The following is an 18122-nucleotide window of genomic DNA, read 5'->3' on the forward strand; positions in this document are numbered from 1 at the left end:
ATCTACGTCACCGTTAACCACTTATTGACGGTGATGTCATCCAACTGCGCCATTTTGCCGTGCGCCACGTTGCGTCCACGATGCAGCAGCAGAAAATAGTCGGCAACGCGGCGGATGAATGACACGTGCTGCTCCAGCAACAGAATCGTCAGACCGTATTCGCGGTTAAGCCGTCGGATAAGATTGCCCATCTCCTCTTCCAGCCACGGCGACATGCCTTCCGTTGGTTCATCGAGAATCACCAGCTTGGGTTGCAGCACCAATGCGCGCGCCAGGGCCAAATGCTGCTGTTGCTCCATCGGCAGTTCGCCGCTGCGCTGGTGGCGCATCGAATAGAGCGCCGGAAACAGATCAAAGACCATTTCCGGAATCGCACGGCTGCGATCGTCCTGCGCTGCCATTAGGGCAATCAGCAGGTTATCTTCCACGCTCATCTGCGAGAAAATGTGCCGCCCCTGCGGGACATAACCAATCCCGGTGCGGGCACGCATCTCGGCCGGTTGCAGCAGTAAATCCTCCGGCGGCGAGCCATCTTCTTGCCAGGTCATCGAGCCGCTGTTGATAGGCAAGCGGCCCATAATGCAATTAACCAACGTGGTTTTACCCATGCCTGGGCTGCCTAACACGCCGGTACAGGTACCCGGCGGCAGATCGAGATCCACATCCCACAGGATGTGATTTTGACCGTAAAACTGATTCACCGAACGTAAACTCAGCATCTGACATACTCCTTCCAGATTATTAGCCTGAATGCTCCCGCTCTGTGTCGTCTGGCATACAGTCGTGCACGATTGATGGACACCGCTGTCGTCGGCAAAAGCCGAGGAGGACGCGTTACTCCCTGGCTTTAAACACTGCAATTCCCAGGCCAGGTTGGAAATGGAAACCGAGCAGCGCCTAAAAACGGCAAAATCAAGGTTTGAAAGTTGAGAAATGCTTAACAATTCCATGCGGTGACAAACCGGCTGCACTTCGGCAGTGCTGATGGCTTAACGTTTCTGGTGCATATGATCGTTCTTAAGGCAATAACTTAGGAAAAAGTGGTATTAAAAAGGCGCTTTTCCCCTTCACAATGGGGGAGCAGAGAGGAAAAAAAGGGGGTTAAGGCTATCCGACAGGTGAGAAAAAAAAGACGAAAAAATTTTTTTTTGCCCTGAAGACGACCTGCAAGAAAATTATACACAGCTGATGGGCTTTGGGCTGGATTCACTTATCCACCATTACTGTGGATAACCTTGTGCATTAGCGACTGAAAACCGGGCGCAAGCGAGTAAATTCGCGGCCTTCATACATTATGATGAGAATCTGGGCTTTTAGGTGTAATTCAATTAAAACAGCAGGTTAGTTAAAATCAAGCATACGATTTATCTGCCTTGTCATCGGACTGCAATTTAATGACACTCTCTTGACAAATGTTAAAAGCATCCTCGCTCTGGGGATAACATTGCGCAACAAGCATTTGCCTCATGCCGCTTAAAATGCACGGAAGAAATTTCCCTGCAGGAACGATTATCGTGCAACGGTACTGTGATTATGTCCAGTATTTTTTTCTGGCAAATTCGCCACAGCAGAGTAGAATTAGCAGCCTGCCCGCCGTCTTCATCTGCTGGAACCGCTAAAACATGAGCAAAGCCTTTAAACTCAACTCCGCTTTCAAGCCTTCAGGCGACCAACCTGAGGCCATTCGCCGCCTGGAAGAGGGGCTGGAGGATGGACTCGCCCATCAAACGCTGTTGGGCGTAACCGGTTCAGGTAAAACGTTTACCGTTGCCAATGTGATTGCGGATCTCAATCGCCCGACGATGGTTTTGGCACCGAACAAAACATTGGCGGCGCAGCTGTACGGCGAGATGAAAGAGTTCTTCCCGGACAATGCGGTGGAGTTTTTCGTCTCTTACTACGATTACTATCAGCCTGAAGCCTATGTTCCCAGCTCCGACACTTTTATCGAAAAAGATGCCTCGGTGAACGAGCACATTGAACAGATGCGTCTCTCGGCGACTAAAGCGCTGCTGGAGCGTCGTGATGTGATCGTAGTGGCGTCGGTTTCCGCTATTTACGGTCTGGGCGATCCCGATCTCTATTTGAAAATGATGCTGCACTTAACGCGCGGCATGATTATCGACCAGCGCAGCATTCTGCGTCGTCTGGCAGAGCTGCAATATACCCGTAACGATCAGGCTTTCCAGCGCGGCACCTTCCGCGTGCGTGGGGAAGTGATCGATGTGTTCCCGGCCGAATCAGACGACATTGCGCTGCGTATTGAGCTGTTTGATGAAGAAGTTGAGCGGCTGTCGCTGTTTGATCCGCTTACCGGGCAGATTGACTCGGTGATCCCGCGTTTTACCGTTTATCCTAAAACGCACTATGTCACGCCGCGCGAGCGTATTCTGCAGGCGATGGAAGATATCAAAGTTGAACTGGTGGACCGCCGCAAGGTGCTGCTGGAGAACAATAAGCTGCTGGAAGAGCAGCGTATTTCTCAGCGTACCCAGTTCGACCTCGAAATGATGAACGAGCTGGGTTACTGCTCCGGTATCGAAAACTACTCGCGCTATCTGTCCGGTCGCGGACCGGGCGAGCCGCCGCCAACCTTATTTGATTATCTGCCGGCTGACGGTTTGCTGGTGGTTGACGAATCGCACGTGACGATCCCGCAAATTGGCGGTATGTACCGCGGTGACCGCGCGCGTAAAGAGACGCTGGTGGAGTATGGCTTCCGCTTACCGTCGGCGCTGGATAACCGCCCGATGAAGTTTGAAGAGTTTGAGGCGTCCGCGCCGCAAACCATTTATGTGTCGGCCACACCCGGCAATTACGAGCTGGAAAAATCAGGCAGCGAAGTGATCGATCAGCTGGTGCGTCCAACCGGCCTGCTTGATCCGATCCTCGAAGTGCGACCGGTCGCGACCCAGGTCGACGATTTGTTGTCGGAAATCCGCAAGCGTGTCGAGATTAATGAGCGCGTGCTGGTTACCGTTTTGACCAAGCGTATGGCAGAAGATCTCACCGAATACCTTGTGGAACACGGTGAGAAGGTGCGCTATCTGCATTCGGATATCGATACCGTAGAACGTATGGAAATCATCCGCGATTTACGCCTCGGCGAGTTTGATGTGTTGGTGGGCATCAACTTGCTGCGTGAAGGCTTGGATATGCCGGAAGTGTCGCTGGTGGCGATTCTCGATGCCGACAAAGAAGGTTTCCTGCGCTCTGAGCGTTCACTGATTCAAACCATTGGTCGCGCCGCGCGTAATATCAATGGGCGCGCGATTCTCTACGCCGATAAAATCACGCCATCAATGGAACGCGCGATGGGTGAAACGGAACGTCGTCGCGAGAAGCAGCAAAAATATAACGAAGAGAATGGTATCGTGCCTCAGGGGCTCAATAAGAAAATCACCGATATTCTTGAGCTGGGCAAAAACGTGGTTAAGACGCGCGGTAAAGGTAAAACCGCATCGCGCACTGCGGCAGAGGCGGAAGCCAACTATATGGCGCTTACGCCACAGGCGATGCAAAAGAAAATTCACGAGCTGGAAGGGCAGATGCAGCAACACGCGCAGAATCTGGAGTTTGAAGAGGCTGCCAGCGTGCGCGATCAGTTGCATCAATTGCGCGAGCTGTTTATTGCGGCTTCGTGATCGTGGTATCCAGGTCGCCATGAATGACGACCCTACAGGAATTCAGCGTGGTTTTCGTAGGGTGCGCATTCATGCGCACCTGGAAATTAAACGGCCTGAATCGCGTGTTCTAGCGCAATGCGCAGCAGTTGGCGATCGTGACGGTATTTAATATCGGCGGCTTCCAGCGGTTCGCGAATAATTAAACGATCTTCCACTCCGCTAATATCTGCGGCTGGACTTACCACCACCGCATCAATCACCCGTTTGCCAATGGCTTTCTCCATGATAGCCAGTTTGTCAGCAACATTCAGGCTGGCCGCTGCTGGACTCAGTTCACGACCAAGATTGCCAATAAATACCATGGTAGCGGGCGTACGGCGCATCGCGCGCGCCATATCTTCCATCAGCAATATTGGCATCAGGCTGGTGTAAAAACTGCCGGGGCCAATCAGAATCAAATCCGCTTCGCCTATCGCCTCGATCGCTTCGCGCGTGGGCAGCACGTTCGGGTGCAGCATCAACTCCTCGGGGGGCTGCTTCATCTCATCAATAGCGGTTTCCCCGTATACCATGTTGCCTTCGCCATCCTGTGCCACCAGATCAACAGGCTGTTCTGACATCGGAATGAGAAACGCATCCACTTTAAGCAAATTACGGATAATGTTGATGGCTTCCAGCGGACGTACGCTCAGGTGATCAAGCGCTTTCAGCATCAGGTTGCCAAGGTTATGCCCGGCCAGCTCGCCATTGCCGCTAAAGCGGTACTCAAACATCGCGGTGGCGACGCTCGGTTCAGTGATCAGCTGATTGATACAGTTACGCATATCGCCCCAGGCAATGCCGCCTTCCGAGCGGCGAATGCGGCCGGTGGATCCGCCGTTATCGGTGGTGGTGACAATACCGGTTAAGCGCGAGCCCAACGGTGCCAGCGCTGACATCACACGTCCAAGACCGTGCCCGCCGCCCAGCGCCACTACGCGATCCAAATCTGCCAGGGTTCGATTCATGTTTCTCCTTTGTCACTGCCGTCCTCGCATTGAGGCGTAGTTGAACTGATGTGCATCAATATCTGCGGCGTATTTTACCGTATCCTGTCGCGAAAATGCGGTGAAAAATACGTTATGCATCAATATATATAGCGAAATTCACTGATGGATGCTAATCGCTAATCGCGCTACCATTCGTTTTAACCGTGTTGTCCACAATGACAACAAACTCCCAAGCCTGGTTTCCTAAGTCGTGAAAGATATGGAATACAGGCCGCAGCATTGAGCTGCCAGGGTGCAGAAAGAAATGCCTGCATCTCCCGACTTTGGAAAGGTGTTCAGGTGCCACAATTTACAGATGCCTACGCGCGCAGCTTTTACTACTTGCGCCTGTCGGTCACGGATGTGTGTAACTTCCGTTGTACCTACTGCCTGCCGAACGGCTATAAGCCGAGCGGCACGCACAACAAAAGCTTTCTCTCGCTGGATGAGATTCGTCGCGTGACGCGTGCCTTTGCGGCGGCGGGCACCGAAAAAGTGCGGCTGACCGGCGGTGAACCCTCTATGCGTCGTGATTTTACCGACATCATCGCCGCGGTGCGGGAAAACGATGCCATCCGTCAGATTGCCATGACCACCAACGGATACCGCATGGCGCGCGACGTGCGAGCATGGCGCGCAGCCGGTCTCACCCACATCAACGTCAGCGTCGATAGCCTCGACGCGCGCCAGTTTCACGCCATTACCGGACAAGACAAATTTGCCGAGGTGATGGCGGGCATCGATGCCGCCTTCGATGCCGGTTTCGAGAAAGTGAAAGTTAACAGCGTGCTGATGCGCGATGTGAACAGCCACAGCCTCAGCACCTTCCTTGAGTGGCTGCGCCTGCGGCCGATTCAACTACGCTTTATCGAGCTAATGGAAACCGGTGAAGGCAGCGATCTGTTCCATCGTCATCATATCTCCGGTGAAGTGATTCGCGACCAGCTGATTATGCAGGGCTGGCAGCGCCAGCCGCGCGGCCGCAGCGACGGGCCGGCGCAGGTGTTTCGTCATCCCGATTATCAGGGTGAAGTGGGCCTGATCATGCCGTACGAGAAAGATTTCTGCGCCAGCTGCAATCGCCTGCGCGTCTCAGCGATGGGTAAATTGCATCTGTGCCTGTTTGGCGACGGCGGCGTGTCGCTGCGCGATTTGCTGGCGTCTGACGATCAGCAAGCAGAGCTGCAGGCGCGCATTGCGCACAGCCTTGGGCAGAAAAAGCAGACGCACTTTCTGCATCAGGGCAATACCGGCATCACGCAAAACCTCTCCTTTATTGGTGGCTAAACACAGGAGTTATGGCCATGGGTAAACCTTCCGGCGAATTTATCGCCTTAAATGTAGCGGTAATGACCGTCTCTGATAGCCGTGATGCCAGTAATGACACATCCGGCGATTACCTGCGTGAAGCGCTGGCAGAAGCCGGGCATCAGGTGGTGGACCGTGCGATGGTGCCGGACAACCGCTATCGCATTCGTGCCACGGTATCGCGCTGGATCGCCAGCGACGATGTGCAGGTGGTGATTATCAATGGCGGCACCGGTTTCAACAGCAAAAACAGTACGCCTGAAGCCTTGCTACCGCTGTTCGATCGTGAGATTGAAGGCTTTGGTGAACTGTTCCGCATGATCTCCTATGAAGAGATCGGAAGCTCAACGCTGCAGTCGCGCGCCGTTGCCGGTTTGGCCAATCAGACGCTGATTTTTGCCGTGCCGGGATCGACCAACGCCTGCCGCAGCGGCTGGGAGCGCATCATTGAAGATCAGCTGGATGCGCGTACCCGTCCGTGTAATTTTGTCTCTCATTTGAAGAAGTTGTAAGTATGTCATCCTTAACGCATATCAATGCCGCAGGCGAAGCCCACATGGTGGATGTCTCTGGTAAAACTGAAACGGTGCGCGAAGCACAAGCGGAAGCGCTGGTGCTGATGAGCGCAGAAACGCTGCAGATGATTATCGACGGCAGCCACCATAAAGGTGACGTGTTCGCCACCGCGCGTATCGCCGGCATTCAGGCGGCGAAACGCACCTGGGAACTGATTCCGCTGTGTCATCCGCTGATGCTGAGCAAGGTGGAAGTGACCCTGATTGCTGAACCGGAACACAGCCGCGTGCGCGTCACTTCACTCTGTCGCCTGACGGGCAAAACCGGCGTCGAGATGGAAGCCTTAACCGCGGCGTCGGTCGCAGCGCTCACCATCTATGACATGTGCAAAGCGGTGCAAAAAGACATTGTCATCGATCAGTTGCGGTTGCTGAGCAAAAGCGGCGGTAAATCCGGGGATTTCAAGGCGGTGAGCCATGATTAAGGTGCTGTTTTTTGCCCAGGTTCGGGAATTAACCGGCACCAGCGCGCTGGAACTGGCACCGGACTATGCCGATGTTGCCACGCTGCGTGCGGCGTTAGCCGGGCAGGGCGACCGCTGGGCGCTGGCGCTGGAGTCTGGCAAATTGCTGGCGGCAGTGAATCAAACGCTGGTGCCTATGAGCCATCCGCTGCGCGCGGGTGATGAAGTGGCATTTTTCCCGCCGGTTACCGGAGGTTGAGCATGGAAACGCGAATTCGTGTCGGCGCTGAGCTGTTCGACGTTGGCCAGGAATATAGCTTACTCTCCGCCCACGATAGCGATGGCGCAGTCGTCACGTTCACCGGCAAAGTGCGTAATCACAATCTCGGCGATGCTGTTGCGGCGTTAACGCTGGAACATTATCCCGGCATGACGGAAAAAGCGCTGGCGGATATTGTCGTCGAGGCGCGTCAGCGCTGGCCGCTACAGCAGGTAACGGTGATTCATCGCGTTGGCGAACTGTTCCCCGGTGATGAAATCGTGTTTGTTGGCGTCAGTAGCGCCCATCGCAGCAGCGCGTTCGCCGCCACCGAGTTCATTATGGATTACCTGAAAACCCGCGCGCCGTTTTGGAAGCGCGAAGCCACTGCCGAAGGCGATCGCTGGGTTGATGCGCGTGACAGCGATCATCAAGCCGCTGAGCGCTGGAGCTAGCGCGCAAAATCTTCCCGCTCCGATAGCGGCAGACCACTGAAAACGTTAAGGTACGGTTTTTGTTGGCGTCAGGGAGCAGGATGAAAACCACGAAAATTGTGAAGGGCGCAGCAGTGCTGGCTGCGCTGGTGCTGGCCGGTTGTAGCACGAAAAAAGAGCCGCAGGCACCGGCGCGTCAGCCTGCTGATGTCAAAAGTCAGATCCAGCAGCTGTTGCCCAGCGACGTGAAACAGAAATCCGCCTGGGCTGACGATATCTATACCGCTTTCCGCGTGCAGCAAATCGATCCCAGCGCCAGCAACATTTGCGCGGTGATTGCGGTTACCGATCAGGAATCCAACTTCAGTGCCGATGCGGAAGTGCCGGGCTTACCTAAAATTGCCTGGGGTGAAATCGATCGCCGCGCCGCCAAGGTGCACGTTCCGGCGTTTCTGGTGCGCACCGCGCTGCTGATTAAATCGCCGAATGGCGAAAGCTATGCGGCACGACTGGATAACGTGCGCAGCGAGAAAGAGCTGAGCGCCATTTTCGATGATTTCATTGATATGGTGCCGATGGGGCAGAAGCTATTTGGCAATCTCAACCCGATCCACACCGGTGGGCCGATGCAGGTCAGCATTGCGTTTGCCGAAGCGCATGCCAAAGGGTATCCGTATGCGGTGGATGGATCGATTCGCCGCGAGGTCTTCACCCGACGCGGTGGCATCTACTTCGGTACGCTGCATTTGCTCGGCTATCCAGCCGATTACAGCCAGATGCTGTACCGCTTCGCCGACTTCAATGCCGGCTGGTACGCCAGCCGCAATGCCGCCTTCCAGGCCGCGATCGCACGCGCCAGCGGTATCAAGCTGGCACTGGATGGCGATTTGATCATGTATGGCAGCGAGCAGGCCAGCTCCACCGAACTGGCGGTGCGCAGCCTGAGCAAGCAGCTGGATATGAGCAACCGCGAAATTCGCCGCGATCTGGAGAAGGGCGACACCGCCGACTTCGCCACCAGCACGCTGTGGAAACAGACCTTTATTCTTGCCGATAAGATGGCCGGCAAACGAGTGCCGCGTGAAATGCTGCCGGGCATTAAGCTGGAGAGCCCGAAAATCACCCGCAACCTCACCACCGCGTGGTTTGCCCAGCGCGTAAATGGCCGCTATCAACAGTGCTTGACGCGCCGTTGACGCAAACGGGTGTACACTCCACACTTACCTATTGTTTCGCATTAATGAGGTGCTTCATGGACCGATATCCACGTAATGATTCAATCGTGCAGCAGGCATCCACCTCGCTGCAGACCTATATGGCGCAGGTGTATGGCTGGATGACCTGCGGCTTACTGCTCACCGCGTTTGTTTCGTGGTTCGCTGCTCGCACACCGGCTGTCATGGAATTGGTGTTTGCGAACCGTATTACTTTCTTTGGACTGATCATCGCGCAGCTGGCGGTGGTATTTGTGCTGTCGGGTATGGTGCATCGTCTAAGCGGCACGCTGGCAACCGGGCTGTTTATGCTCTATTCGGCGCTCACCGGGCTGACGATGGCGAGTATTTTCCTCGTCTACACCTATTCATCCATTGCCAGCACTTTCTTTGTAACGGCCGGGATGTTCGGGGCGATGAGCTTCTACGGTTACACCACCAAGCGCGACCTGAGCCGTTTTGGCAGCCTGCTGTTTATGGCGCTGATAGGTATTCTGCTGGCGTCGCTGGTAAACTTCTGGCTGAAAAGCCCGGCGTTAATGTGGGCAATTACCTATATCGGCGTGGTGGTGTTTGTTGGTCTCACCGCGTATGACACGCAGAAGCTGAAAGCGATTGGTGAGAACATCAACGTGAATGACAAAGAGAACCTGCGTCGAACCTCAATTATGGGCGCGCTAACGCTGTATCTCGATTTCATTAACCTGTTCCTGATGCTGCTCCGCATCTTCGGCAACCGCCGCTAACCGCCGCTTCAAAACACCACTTGTGGTTCGCTCCAAACTGTCCCCTCTCCCGCTTGCGGGAGAGGGTTAGGGTGAGGGGAAATCCGCACCCACTCAGCGCGACACTGATTTCTCCATCTTCTGCTCATTCTTCTGGCGCAAATGTTTTGCGCGACTCTCCAGCCACAAATAGAGCACCAGCGCGACTAACAGCGGCAGAATAAAGTAGAGCACGCGATAGGCCAGCAGCGCCGCGATAATGGTGCCGTGCGAGGCATGTTGCCCACTCAGCAGCGCCAGGAAAACCGCTTCCAATACGCCGATTCCGGCCGGAATATGAATAATGACGCCGGCAATACTGCTGATCAGCAGCACGCCCAGCACGATAGGATAATCAACCTGACGTGCCAGCAGCAGCCAAATGATCATCCCCATCACCATCCAGTTGGCGCAGGAAACCGCAAACTGAAACAGTGCCATCCGCAGCGACGGCAGCTGCAGATGCTGGCCTTTCACCGTCCAGCGGCGTTTCTTCGCGAAGGCGCAGGCCCATAAATAGATCGCCACCGTCACTAACAGCACTGCGCCAATGATGCGCAGCGTGGTTTCGCCAATAAACCACCCGGAAGGAATGGGCACCATGCCCGCCGCGAATACCACGCCAGCCAGCAAAATATAACCGAGCCAGTTGGTGGCGATGCTCAGTGAAAAAATGCGCGTGATGGTGTTGCCCGGCAGGCCAAGCCGCGAATAAAGCCGATAGCGCATCGCCACGCCGCCCACCCAGGTGCTAAGCGTCAGGTTGAAGGCATAGCAGATAAATGACACCAGCATTACCTGGCGTTTCGCCAGCTTATGCCCGCAGTAGGCGCGTCCAATCAGATCGTACAGGCCATACGTTAGATAACTCACTATCACCAGCGCGGCGGCGCTCAGCACCACGTAACGGTTGTAGCCGACGATAACCGTATAGACATCTTCCCAGTTCACCTTGCGCGCATAGATCACCAGCAGCACGATCACCGCAATAAAAAAGAGCGCAGTAAGGATCTTCTTTGCCAGTTGCCAGTGTGGATTCTTTTTCGACATTAGGATTTTGCTCCTGGATTATCGGCTTCGACCCGATCCTGAGTTTCCATTTCGGGTTGTACGGGCGGAGCAACCTGTGACAGGCGCGGCGTATGGGCAGGCAACCAACCGGCGATGGCAGGGAAATGGCGTAAAAAGTGGAACACAATGATGCCTTTGGTCAGCTGCCACCAATTGCGCGGCGGCAGCTTGTCATCGTCTACGCGCACGCAATCGTGCTGCAGCAGCAGTTCCAGATTCTCACGCAGCGCCTGATTGAAGGCGCGATCGTGTACTATCAAATTCGCTTCCAGATTGAGCGATAAACTCAGCGGATCGAGGTTGCTCGATCCTACCGTTGACCACTGCTCATCCTGCACCGCAATTTTGCCGTGCAGCGGGCGACGGCAGTATTCATACACTTCCACGCCGCCGTCGACTAAATAGTTGTACAGCAGCTCAGCGCCCACTTTGACGATCGGCATATCGGGTTCGCCTTGCACAATCAGCCTGACGCGCACGCCGCGTTGGGCCGCGCTGCGCATCTCACGCAGCAGGCGATAGCCGGGGAAGAAGTAGGCATTAGCGATAATCACATCCTTCTTCGCCTTGCGTAGCATAGCGAGATAGTGCTGCTCAATATCGTCGCGGTGTTCATCGTTATCGCGATAGACAAACAGCACCTGAGCCTCGCCAGGCAGGGCGTTGACTGCCGGACGATGCGATCGCCCGCCCCACCAGCGCCGCGTGTGCTGTTCGCTGCCCATCTGCTGCTGCACGTATTGGGTAATATCCAGCACCACCGGACCTTTTACTTCTACGGCATAATCCTGTTTGGACTGGGCGCCGTAATCGGTATTGTGCTCAGCAGAGAAGTTAATGCCGCCAACAAAGGCGATCACCTCATCGATCACCACAATTTTGCGATGCAGACGGCGGAACACATTGGTGCGCATACCAAGCACCAGCGGGCGCGGATCGTAATAGATAAAGCGCACGCCGGCGGCCGTCAGGCTATCGACAAAGCGGTCAGATAGCTCATGCGACCCGTAACCATCCACCATCACCTCTATTTTCACGCCGCGCTGGGCCGCCTGCAGCAAGGCTTCGTGCAGATCGGTACCGACTTCATCCTCGAACAGAATAAAGGTTTCCAATAGCAGCGTGCGTTCGGCGCGCGCGATAGCGCCTAGCACGCGCGGGAAGAACTGGTCACCATTTTCTAATAGACGGAGCTGATTACCGTCGCGCCAACTAAAACTCATAGGAAAATCTCCACCGCTAACGGCGCGTGATCGGACAGGTGGGACCAGGGTTTCACCGGTAACGCCCAGGGTTTACTCACCGTAGCATTGCGGATATAGATGCGATCGAGCCTCAACAGCGGGAAACGTGCCGGGAAAGTGCGGGCAGGGCGGCCAGTTTTGATACTGAACACTTCCTCTAACCCGACGGCACGTTTAAGAAAGCGGTTGGCGCTCACCTGCCAGTCGTTAAAATCACCGGCCACCACGACAGGCGCATCTGGCGGCAGCGTAGCAATGAAGTCGCACATCATCTTCATCTGTGCCTGGCGGTGCTTCTCTTTCAACCCCAGGTGCACGCAGAACACATGCAGCGGTTCGCTACGATCTGGCAGGCGGATCTGGCAGTGCAACATGCCGCGTTTTTCACTTCCTGCCACAGAAATATCGCGGTTTTGATATTCAACGATGGGGAAACGTGACAATATCGCGTTCCCGTGATGTCCCTCAGGATAAACGGCGTTGCGGCCATAGGCGAAATCGTCCCACATGGTATCGGCCAGAAACTCATAGTGTGAGGTTTCCGGCCAGTTCTCAATGTGCAGCGAATGGATCGCGTGGGTGCCCATCACCTCTTGCAGGAAGACGATATCCGCGGAGGTTGCGCGGACAGCATCGCGCAATTCCGGCAGGATAAAGCGGCGATTGAAGCTGGTGAACCCCTTGTGGGTATTGATCGTCAGGACTTTAAATGAAAATCCTTGCGTATTTTGTGGCATACTGCGACGCGCTCCTTTTCATCATCAACAGCCCAAAGTGTAGTCTTTGTCACAAATGAGTGGTGTTGAGGGCTGAAAATTAGGGCGTAATCTGAAATTTGCTTTACATTGAGGAAGTTCGTCTGGCCTCCAGCCAGATACACTTGGGCGACCTGTTGGGTCTGCCAGGAGAAGAGAATGAAATGGTCTAATCGTGTTCAGATTGTTACCGGACAAACCTGTTTGCACATTGCGATGCACCTGTTGGTGGTTGCAGCGCTGGTTTGGGGCTGGAAACATAGGGCGCTGGTTGAAATGAGCAGTACCCTGGTGGCAGCTTATGCGGTGGTATTTATTACCATGCTGGTCATGCAGCGTAGTGCCCGTTTACGTAGAATGGGTGATTCCCTTGAAGAGGTAACCACCACTTACTACTTTGGTGCAGCCATGTTGACGCTGTTCCTGATCTCCCGCTTTATCCACAACAACCTGCTGATCGGTTTGCTCGGCGTAGTGATGTTGGTTGGTCCGGCGCTGGTTTCATTGCTGGCGAAAGAGCCAGTGCAGCGCATCGAGAAGAAGCGCAGTTGATCGCTTAAGGACCGCAGTAATGCGGACCTGACGAAAAGGAGCCGAATGCGGCTCCTTTTTTTATGGATGCTGTGGCCGCGGAAAGCTGCTAAACTCGCGCCCTTACGCATGGTAGTTTGTGCCCTTTTCACACGTGAGCCCCGCGCTTGCGTCATATCCCTCCTGAAAACTACACCGCTAACGGCGGTCAGGACGGTTTGGAGTAATACACCTGCATGTCATTTGACTCTCTCGGCTTAAGTGCCGATATTTTGCGTGCGGTAGCAGAACAAGGCTACCAAGAGCCGACGCCAATTCAGCGTCAGGCAATCCCCGTGGTGCTGGCTGGTCGAGACCTGCTGGCAAGCGCCCAGACCGGCACCGGTAAAACTGCCGGCTTTACGCTGCCGTTGCTGCAGCGTCTGACTGCAAAACCGTCGACGGCGCGTGGCCGCCGTCCGGTGCGTGCGTTAATCCTCACCCCGACCCGCGAACTTGCGGCACAGGTTGGCGAGAACGTGCGCGAGTACAGCCAATATCTCGATATCCGTTCGCTGGTAGTGTTCGGTGGCGTGAGCATTAACCCGCAGATGATGAAGCTGCGCGGCGGCGTTGACGTGCTGGTGGCAACACCGGGTCGTCTGCTCGATCTGGCTCACCAGAACGCGGTTGATCTGTCGCAGGTCGAAATCCTCGTGCTGGATGAGGCGGACCGTATGCTCGACATGGGCTTCATCCATGACATCCGTCGCGTGCTGGCGCGTTTGCCTGCGAAGCGTCAGAACCTGCTGTTCTCCGCGACCTTCTCTGATGAGATCAAAACGCTGGCGGAAAAGCTGCTCACCAACCCAGAACAGGTTGAAGTGGCGCGTCGTAACACCGCGTCTGAGCAGGTTTCACAGCAAGTGCATTTCGTGGATAAGAAGCGCAAGCGGGAACTGCTGTCGCTGATGATTGGTCGTGATAACTGGCAGCAAGTGCTGGTGTTCACCCGTACCAAACACGGCGCGAATCATCTTGCTGAGCAACTGAATAAAGACGGCATTACCGCCGCCGCCATCCACGGCAACAAGAGCCAGGGCGCACGTACCCGTGCATTGGCTGACTTCAAATCTGGCGGCATTCGCGTGCTGGTGGCCACCGACATCGCGGCGCGTGGCCTCGACATTGAAGAGCTGCCGCACGTGGTGAACTATGAGCTGCCAAACGTGGCCGAAGACTACGTGCACCGTATCGGTCGTACCGGTCGTGCGGCCGCAACCGGTGTTGCACTGTCGCTGGTGTGCGTGGATGAACACAAACTGCTGCGCGATATTGAGCGCCTGCTGAAGCGTGAAATCCCGCGCATTGAGCTGCCAGGTTTCGAAGTCGATCCGAGCATTAAAGCGGAACCGATTCAGAACGGTCGTCAGCAGCAGGGCGGTGGTCGCGGTCAGGGCCGTGGTCAAGGCCAGGGCCGCGGTCAGGGCGGCAACGTCTCGCGCCCGCACAGCGGCAATGCGCCACGTCCGCAGGGTGAAGCGCGTTCAGCGCGTCGTCCAGCGCAGGGCGCAGGTCAGGCGGCTCCAGCGGCCAACAGCGGTCGTCGTCGTCCGGCACCGAAGAAAACCGGGAACGCCTAACGTCATGAGGGTTTTGCTGGCGCCGATGGAGGGCGTGCTCGATTCGCTGGTGCGTGAGCTGCTCTCCGGGGTGAATGATTATGATTTGTGCGTGACCGAGTTTTTGCGCGTGGTCGATCAGCTGCTGCCGGTAAAATCCTTCTATCGTTTATGTCCTGAGCTGCATAACCATAGCCGCACGCCATCAGGCACGCGCGTTCGCATGCAGCTGCTTGGGCAATATCCCGAATGGCTGGCAGAGAACGCCGCGCGTGCGGTGGAACTCGGTTCGTGGGGCGTGGATCTCAACTGCGGCTGTCCATCGAAGTTGGTGAACGGCAGCGGTGGCGGCGCCACTTTGCTGAAAGATCCTGAACTGATCTACCGCGGCGCGAAAGCGATGCGTGAAGCGGTGCCGGATCATTTGCCGGTAACGGTGAAAGTGCGCCTTGGCTGGGATGCCAGCGATCGTCGCTTTGAAATCGCCGATGCCGTGCAGCAAGCTGGAGCCAGCGAGCTGGTGGTGCACGGTCGAACCAAAGAAGACGGCTATCGCGCCGAAAGTATCAACTGGCAGGCGATTGGCGAAATTCGTCAGCGTCTGCGCATTCCGGTGATCGCTAACGGCGAAATCTGGAACTGGCAGGATGCGCAGGATTGCATGCGCATTACCGGCTGCGATGCGGTGATGATTGGCCGCGGAGCGCTCAACGTGCCGAACCTGGCGCGCGTGGTGAAGTACAACGAAGCACCGATGCCGTGGTCCGAAGTGGTGGCACTCTTGCTGAAGTACACCCAGCTGGAGAAGCAGGGCGATACCGGCATGTATCACGTGGCACGCATCAAGCAGTGGCTTGGCTATCTGCGCAAGGCCTATCACGAAGCCGACGGCTTATTCAGTGAAGTTCGCACCCTCAAAGTTTCCGCCGAGATCGCCACAGCGATAGAGCGGCATGCAGCCGCGATAATCGCTTAATACCGCAAAAAATTGCCTGTGTATGCCGGTGCGCATCAATGCGCACCCTACGAAACCCTCGCCACATAGCCGTAGGGGCGCCATTCATGGCGACCGTATTATTCAAATGTGGTTAAAACTTTATAACTAAAAAATCTGCGATCTATTAGCAGGCTAAGGTTATAGTGGTTGACTCCTTTCATCATTGTTTTCGATGCCATTTCCCATGTCTGACGCCGCTGTACTGAGTAACGCTCAGTTAAATAAACGCATTCTCTCCGTCATTATTTTCACTTTCTTTTGCTACCTTTCGGTGGGTTTACCGCTCGCGGTGCTGCCGGGATTCGTGCATAACCAGCTCGGTTTCAGCTCATTCATCGCCGGATTGATCATCAGTCTGCAATACTTCGCCACCCTATTAAGCCGCCCACATTCGGGGCGTCTGGCGGATCGCTTGGGTCCAAAACGCGTGGTGATGATGGGATTGCTGTTCTGCGGCATGAGCGGTGTGCTATCGATTCTCGCCGCGCTGTGCAGCGACGTGCCGATGTTGAGCCTGGCGCTGCTGGCGGCCGGACGTCTGTTCCTCGGCGTAGGTGAAAGCTTCAGCAGCACCGGATCCACCTTATGGGGCATGAACATCGTCGGTCCACTGCAAACCGCGCGCGTCATCTCGTGGAACGGCGTAGCCACCTATTTCGCCATGGCGATTGGTGCGCCGCTCGGCGTACTGCTGAATCAGTGGTTTGGCATCAGCGGCTTTGCCGGTTTGGTGGCGATCATGGGCGTTGCGGGCTTCTGGATGGCGAGCCGCAAAGCGAGCGTCAGCGTCACGGCCGGCGTGCGTATTCCGTTTCATCGCGTGGTCAGCCGCGTGTGGATGTTTGGTCTGGCGCTCGGCTTTGGCACTATTGGTTTTGGCGTTATCTCCACCTTTATCACCCTTTATTTCGCCAGCCGCGACTGGAGCGGCGCGGCGTTTGCGCTCACCTTATTCAGCCTGGGCTTCGTGGTGGTTCGCCTCGGGTTTGGCCGCTATATCACCCGCTTTGGTGGCTTGAAAGTGTCGCTGGTGTCATTGGTGCTGGAGTGCGCTGGATTGCTGTTGATTTGGCAGGCCGACAGCGTGTGGCTGGTAGATGTTGGGGCATTTCTCACCGGCGGCGGCTTCTCGCTGGTGTTCCCGGCGCTTGGCGTTGAGGCGGTGAAGCGGGTGCAGCAGCAGGATCAGGGCTCGGCGCTTGGTACCTATTCGGCCTTCCTCGACTTAGGGCTGGGATTAACCGGTCCGGTGGCGGGTTTGCTGATTGGTCACTGGGGCATGCAGTCGGTGTATCTGGCGGCGGCGTTAATGGTGCTGGGTGCCTTTGGCCTGACGCTGCGTCTGCAACAGCTGCACGGCCGCCAGCCAGCCGTGCAAACTGCGAGCGATTAATACTTCTCTGGCACCACCATGTGCTCAGGTACTGGCGCGCGGCGATAGTCTTCCGAACGTTCGCGCGGCGGTAACATAACCGGTTTGGCTTCACTCTCTTCGTACGGCATCTGCTGCAGCAGATGACTAATACAGTTGAGACGCGCACGTTTTTTATCCACGCCTTGCACCACCCACCACGGTGCTTCGGGGATGTTGGTGCGTTCCAGCATCTCCTCTTTCGCCTCAGTGTAATCTTCCCAGCGGCGACGGCTTTCGAGGTCCATTGGGCTCAGTTTCCACTGCTTAAGCGGATCGTGAATGCGGCTGAGGAAACGCAGCTCCTGTTCTTCATCGGTGATTGAGAACCAGTATTTAACGATCTGGATGCCGCTGCGCGTCAGCATTTTTTCAAACTCTGGCACGCTGCGGTAAAACTCTTCCACTTCCTCTTCGTTGCAGAAACCCATGACGCGCTCCACGCCTGCGCGGTTATACCAGCTGCGGTCAAACATCACGATCTCACCGGCAGCCGGCAGATGCGCTATGTAACGCTGGAAGTACCACTGGGTTTTTTCGCGATCGTTAGGCGCGGGCAGGGCGGCTACGCGGCAGGTTCGCGGATTCAGACGTTGAGTAATACGTTTGATCACGCCGCCTTTCCCCGCCGCATCGCGGCCTTCAAACAGAATCACCACGCGATGGCCGGTGCGCATCACCCAATCCTGCAGCTTCACTAGCTCGCCCTGCAGATGTAGCAGCTCGCGGAAATAGCGGCGGCGAAACGCTTTGTCGCCCTCGGCCTGCGTCTCACCGTTATCATTGAAGCGCAGGTCGTCCAGCTCCATTTCCAGCTCTTCGTCGTAGCTGTCGTAAAACTCCTGCAGCAGACGCTGATTAAAGGTCTCGCTGTGGAAGCTGTTGTCGTGTGTCGCCATC

18 protein-coding genes and 1 riboswitch are annotated in these 18122 nt (G+C 55.8%); of the genes, 12 read left to right on the top strand and 6 right to left on the bottom strand.

The features are described 5' to 3' along the window. Positions 1 to 2: 2 nt before the first annotated feature. Positions 3 to 719 (bottom strand): ATP-binding cassette domain-containing protein, encoded by a 717-nt coding sequence (locus tag ACIP6T_RS02050; RefSeq protein WP_097094513.1) that lies wholly within the window; start codon positions 717 to 719, stop codon positions 3 to 5. Positions 720 to 1622: 903 nt separating this feature from the next. On the opposite strand from ACIP6T_RS02050, the gene uvrB reads away from it, so the two are divergent. After that, positions 1623 to 3644: an excinuclease ABC subunit UvrB gene (uvrB, locus tag ACIP6T_RS02055; protein ID WP_097094512.1), complete on the top strand. Its 2022-nt coding sequence runs from the start codon at positions 1623 to 1625 to the stop codon at positions 3642 to 3644. 86 nt (positions 3645 to 3730) lie between these two features. Here the strand turns inward: uvrB and yvcK are convergent, their stop codons facing one another. Then, positions 3731 to 4633, bottom strand: coding sequence for a uridine diphosphate-N-acetylglucosamine-binding protein YvcK (yvcK, locus tag ACIP6T_RS02060; protein ID WP_400455102.1), 903 nt, complete (start codon positions 4631 to 4633; stop codon positions 3731 to 3733). Between the two features lie 196 nt (positions 4634 to 4829). After that, positions 4830 to 4965, top strand: a riboswitch (molybdenum cofactor riboswitch). On the opposite strand from yvcK, the gene moaA reads away from it, so the two are divergent. The 7 genes from moaA (at position 4955) to ACIP6T_RS02095 (ending at position 9594) form a co-directional block, all read left to right on the top strand. Continuing rightward, positions 4955 to 5941 (top strand): GTP 3',8-cyclase MoaA, encoded by a 987-nt coding sequence (gene moaA, locus ACIP6T_RS02065; protein ID WP_097094510.1) that lies wholly within the window; start codon positions 4955 to 4957, stop codon positions 5939 to 5941. It overlaps the preceding riboswitch by 11 nt. A 17-nt stretch (positions 5942 to 5958) precedes the next feature. Beyond that, positions 5959 to 6474: a molybdenum cofactor biosynthesis protein B gene (gene moaB, locus ACIP6T_RS02070; protein ID WP_097094509.1), complete on the top strand. Its 516-nt coding sequence runs from the start codon at positions 5959 to 5961 to the stop codon at positions 6472 to 6474. A 2-nt stretch (positions 6475 to 6476) separates the two neighbouring features. Then, positions 6477 to 6962 (top strand): cyclic pyranopterin monophosphate synthase MoaC, encoded by a 486-nt coding sequence (gene moaC, locus ACIP6T_RS02075; protein ID WP_345827045.1) that lies wholly within the window; start codon positions 6477 to 6479, stop codon positions 6960 to 6962. Next, positions 6955 to 7200 (top strand): molybdopterin synthase sulfur carrier subunit, encoded by a 246-nt coding sequence (gene moaD / locus ACIP6T_RS02080; RefSeq protein ID WP_097094507.1) that lies wholly within the window; start codon positions 6955 to 6957, stop codon positions 7198 to 7200. The genes moaC and moaD overlap by 8 nt, the downstream gene beginning before the upstream one ends. A gap of 2 nt (positions 7201 to 7202) precedes the next feature. Beyond that, positions 7203 to 7655 (top strand): molybdopterin synthase catalytic subunit MoaE, encoded by a 453-nt coding sequence (moaE, locus tag ACIP6T_RS02085; protein ID WP_400455108.1) that lies wholly within the window; start codon positions 7203 to 7205, stop codon positions 7653 to 7655. A gap of 80 nt (positions 7656 to 7735) precedes the next feature. After that, positions 7736 to 8830: a DUF1615 domain-containing protein gene (locus tag ACIP6T_RS02090; RefSeq protein ID WP_097094505.1), complete on the top strand. Its 1095-nt coding sequence runs from the start codon at positions 7736 to 7738 to the stop codon at positions 8828 to 8830. A gap of 56 nt (positions 8831 to 8886) precedes the next feature. Further along, positions 8887 to 9594, top strand: coding sequence for a Bax inhibitor-1/YccA family protein (locus ACIP6T_RS02095; protein WP_097094504.1), 708 nt, complete (start codon positions 8887 to 8889; stop codon positions 9592 to 9594). Positions 9595 to 9687: 93 nt separating this feature from the next. Here ACIP6T_RS02095 and ACIP6T_RS02100 read toward each other — a convergent pair whose 3' ends face one another. Genes ACIP6T_RS02100 through ACIP6T_RS02110 form a run of 3 tightly spaced genes read right to left on the bottom strand, consistent with a single transcriptional unit; the run spans position 9688 to position 12664 of the window. After that, the gene (locus tag ACIP6T_RS02100; protein WP_400455111.1) at positions 9688 to 10662 is read right to left on the bottom strand and encodes a lysylphosphatidylglycerol synthase domain-containing protein; all 975 of its coding nucleotides are present in this window, start codon (positions 10660 to 10662) and stop codon (positions 9688 to 9690) included. Continuing rightward, complete coding sequence (clsB, locus tag ACIP6T_RS02105) at positions 10662 to 11906, bottom strand: cardiolipin synthase ClsB (protein ID WP_400455114.1); 1245 nt, start codon at positions 11904 to 11906, stop codon at positions 10662 to 10664. The genes ACIP6T_RS02100 and clsB overlap by 1 nt, the downstream gene beginning before the upstream one ends. Then, positions 11903 to 12664, bottom strand: a complete 762-nt coding sequence (locus ACIP6T_RS02110; RefSeq protein WP_097094501.1) for an endonuclease/exonuclease/phosphatase family protein — start codon at positions 12662 to 12664, stop codon at positions 11903 to 11905. The genes clsB and ACIP6T_RS02110 overlap by 4 nt, the downstream gene beginning before the upstream one ends. Positions 12665 to 12841: 177 nt before the next feature. Here ACIP6T_RS02110 and ACIP6T_RS02115 point away from each other — a divergent pair, with 177 nt between their 5' ends. The 4 genes from ACIP6T_RS02115 to ACIP6T_RS02130 all read left to right on the top strand — a co-directional run bounded on the left by ACIP6T_RS02115 (position 12842) and on the right by ACIP6T_RS02130 (position 17204). Then, entirely contained in the window at positions 12842 to 13234 is a 393-nt protein-coding gene (locus tag ACIP6T_RS02115; protein ID WP_400455117.1) for a YbhQ family protein, read from the top strand. Positions 13235 to 13449: 215 nt separating this feature from the next. Then, a complete protein-coding gene (gene rhlE / locus ACIP6T_RS02120) occupies positions 13450 to 14835 on the top strand; it encodes an ATP-dependent RNA helicase RhlE (protein WP_097094499.1) in 1386 nt (461 codons plus the stop codon). 4 nt (positions 14836 to 14839) lie between these two features. Beyond that, positions 14840 to 15790 carry a tRNA dihydrouridine(16) synthase DusC gene (gene dusC, locus ACIP6T_RS02125; RefSeq protein WP_097094498.1) on the top strand — a complete coding sequence of 317 codons (951 nt, stop codon included), beginning with the start codon at positions 14840 to 14842 and terminating at the stop codon, positions 15788 to 15790. Positions 15791 to 15995: 205 nt separating this feature from the next. Continuing rightward, positions 15996 to 17204: an MFS transporter gene (locus tag ACIP6T_RS02130; RefSeq protein WP_097094497.1), complete on the top strand. Its 1209-nt coding sequence runs from the start codon at positions 15996 to 15998 to the stop codon at positions 17202 to 17204. Here the strand turns inward: ACIP6T_RS02130 and ppk2 are convergent. Continuing rightward, positions 17201 to 18121 (bottom strand): polyphosphate kinase 2, encoded by a 921-nt coding sequence (gene ppk2, locus ACIP6T_RS02135; protein WP_097097568.1) that lies wholly within the window; start codon positions 18119 to 18121, stop codon positions 17201 to 17203. The genes ACIP6T_RS02130 and ppk2 overlap by 4 nt on opposite strands. Position 18122: the final 1 nt, after the last annotated feature.

Source organism: Pantoea sp. NPDC088449, from assembly GCF_044753225.1.
Classification (GTDB): Bacteria; Pseudomonadota; Gammaproteobacteria; order Enterobacterales; family Enterobacteriaceae; genus Pantoea; species Pantoea floridensis.

Excerpts from the sequence above, each read along its gene's own strand:
- ACIP6T_RS02050 (WP_097094513.1), bottom strand. The coding sequence starts at position 719 with ATGCTGAGTTTACGTTCGGTGAATCAGTTTTACGGTCAAAATCACATC.
- uvrB (WP_097094512.1), top strand. The coding sequence starts at position 1,623 with ATGAGCAAAGCCTTTAAACTCAACTCCGCTTTCAAGCCTTCAGGCGAC.
- yvcK (WP_400455102.1), bottom strand. The coding sequence starts at position 4,633 with ATGAATCGAACCCTGGCAGATTTGGATCGCGTAGTGGCGCTGGGCGGC.
- moaB (WP_097094509.1), top strand. The coding sequence starts at position 5,959 with ATGGGTAAACCTTCCGGCGAATTTATCGCCTTAAATGTAGCGGTAATG.
- moaC (WP_345827045.1), top strand. The coding sequence starts at position 6,477 with ATGTCATCCTTAACGCATATCAATGCCGCAGGCGAAGCCCACATGGTG.
- moaD (WP_097094507.1), top strand. The coding sequence starts at position 6,955 with ATGATTAAGGTGCTGTTTTTTGCCCAGGTTCGGGAATTAACCGGCACC.
- moaE (WP_400455108.1), top strand. The coding sequence starts at position 7,203 with ATGGAAACGCGAATTCGTGTCGGCGCTGAGCTGTTCGACGTTGGCCAG.
- ACIP6T_RS02090 (WP_097094505.1), top strand. The coding sequence starts at position 7,736 with ATGAAAACCACGAAAATTGTGAAGGGCGCAGCAGTGCTGGCTGCGCTG.
- ACIP6T_RS02095 (WP_097094504.1), top strand. The coding sequence starts at position 8,887 with ATGGACCGATATCCACGTAATGATTCAATCGTGCAGCAGGCATCCACC.
- ACIP6T_RS02100 (WP_400455111.1), bottom strand. The coding sequence starts at position 10,662 with ATGTCGAAAAAGAATCCACACTGGCAACTGGCAAAGAAGATCCTTACT.
- clsB (WP_400455114.1), bottom strand. The coding sequence starts at position 11,906 with ATGAGTTTTAGTTGGCGCGACGGTAATCAGCTCCGTCTATTAGAAAAT.
- ACIP6T_RS02110 (WP_097094501.1), bottom strand. The coding sequence starts at position 12,664 with ATGCCACAAAATACGCAAGGATTTTCATTTAAAGTCCTGACGATCAAT.
- ACIP6T_RS02115 (WP_400455117.1), top strand. The coding sequence starts at position 12,842 with ATGAAATGGTCTAATCGTGTTCAGATTGTTACCGGACAAACCTGTTTG.
- rhlE (WP_097094499.1), top strand. The coding sequence starts at position 13,450 with ATGTCATTTGACTCTCTCGGCTTAAGTGCCGATATTTTGCGTGCGGTA.
- dusC (WP_097094498.1), top strand. The coding sequence starts at position 14,840 with ATGAGGGTTTTGCTGGCGCCGATGGAGGGCGTGCTCGATTCGCTGGTG.
- ACIP6T_RS02130 (WP_097094497.1), top strand. The coding sequence starts at position 15,996 with ATGTCTGACGCCGCTGTACTGAGTAACGCTCAGTTAAATAAACGCATT.
- ppk2 (WP_097097568.1), bottom strand. The coding sequence starts at position 18,121 with ATGGCGACACACGACAACAGCTTCCACAGCGAGACCTTTAATCAGCGT.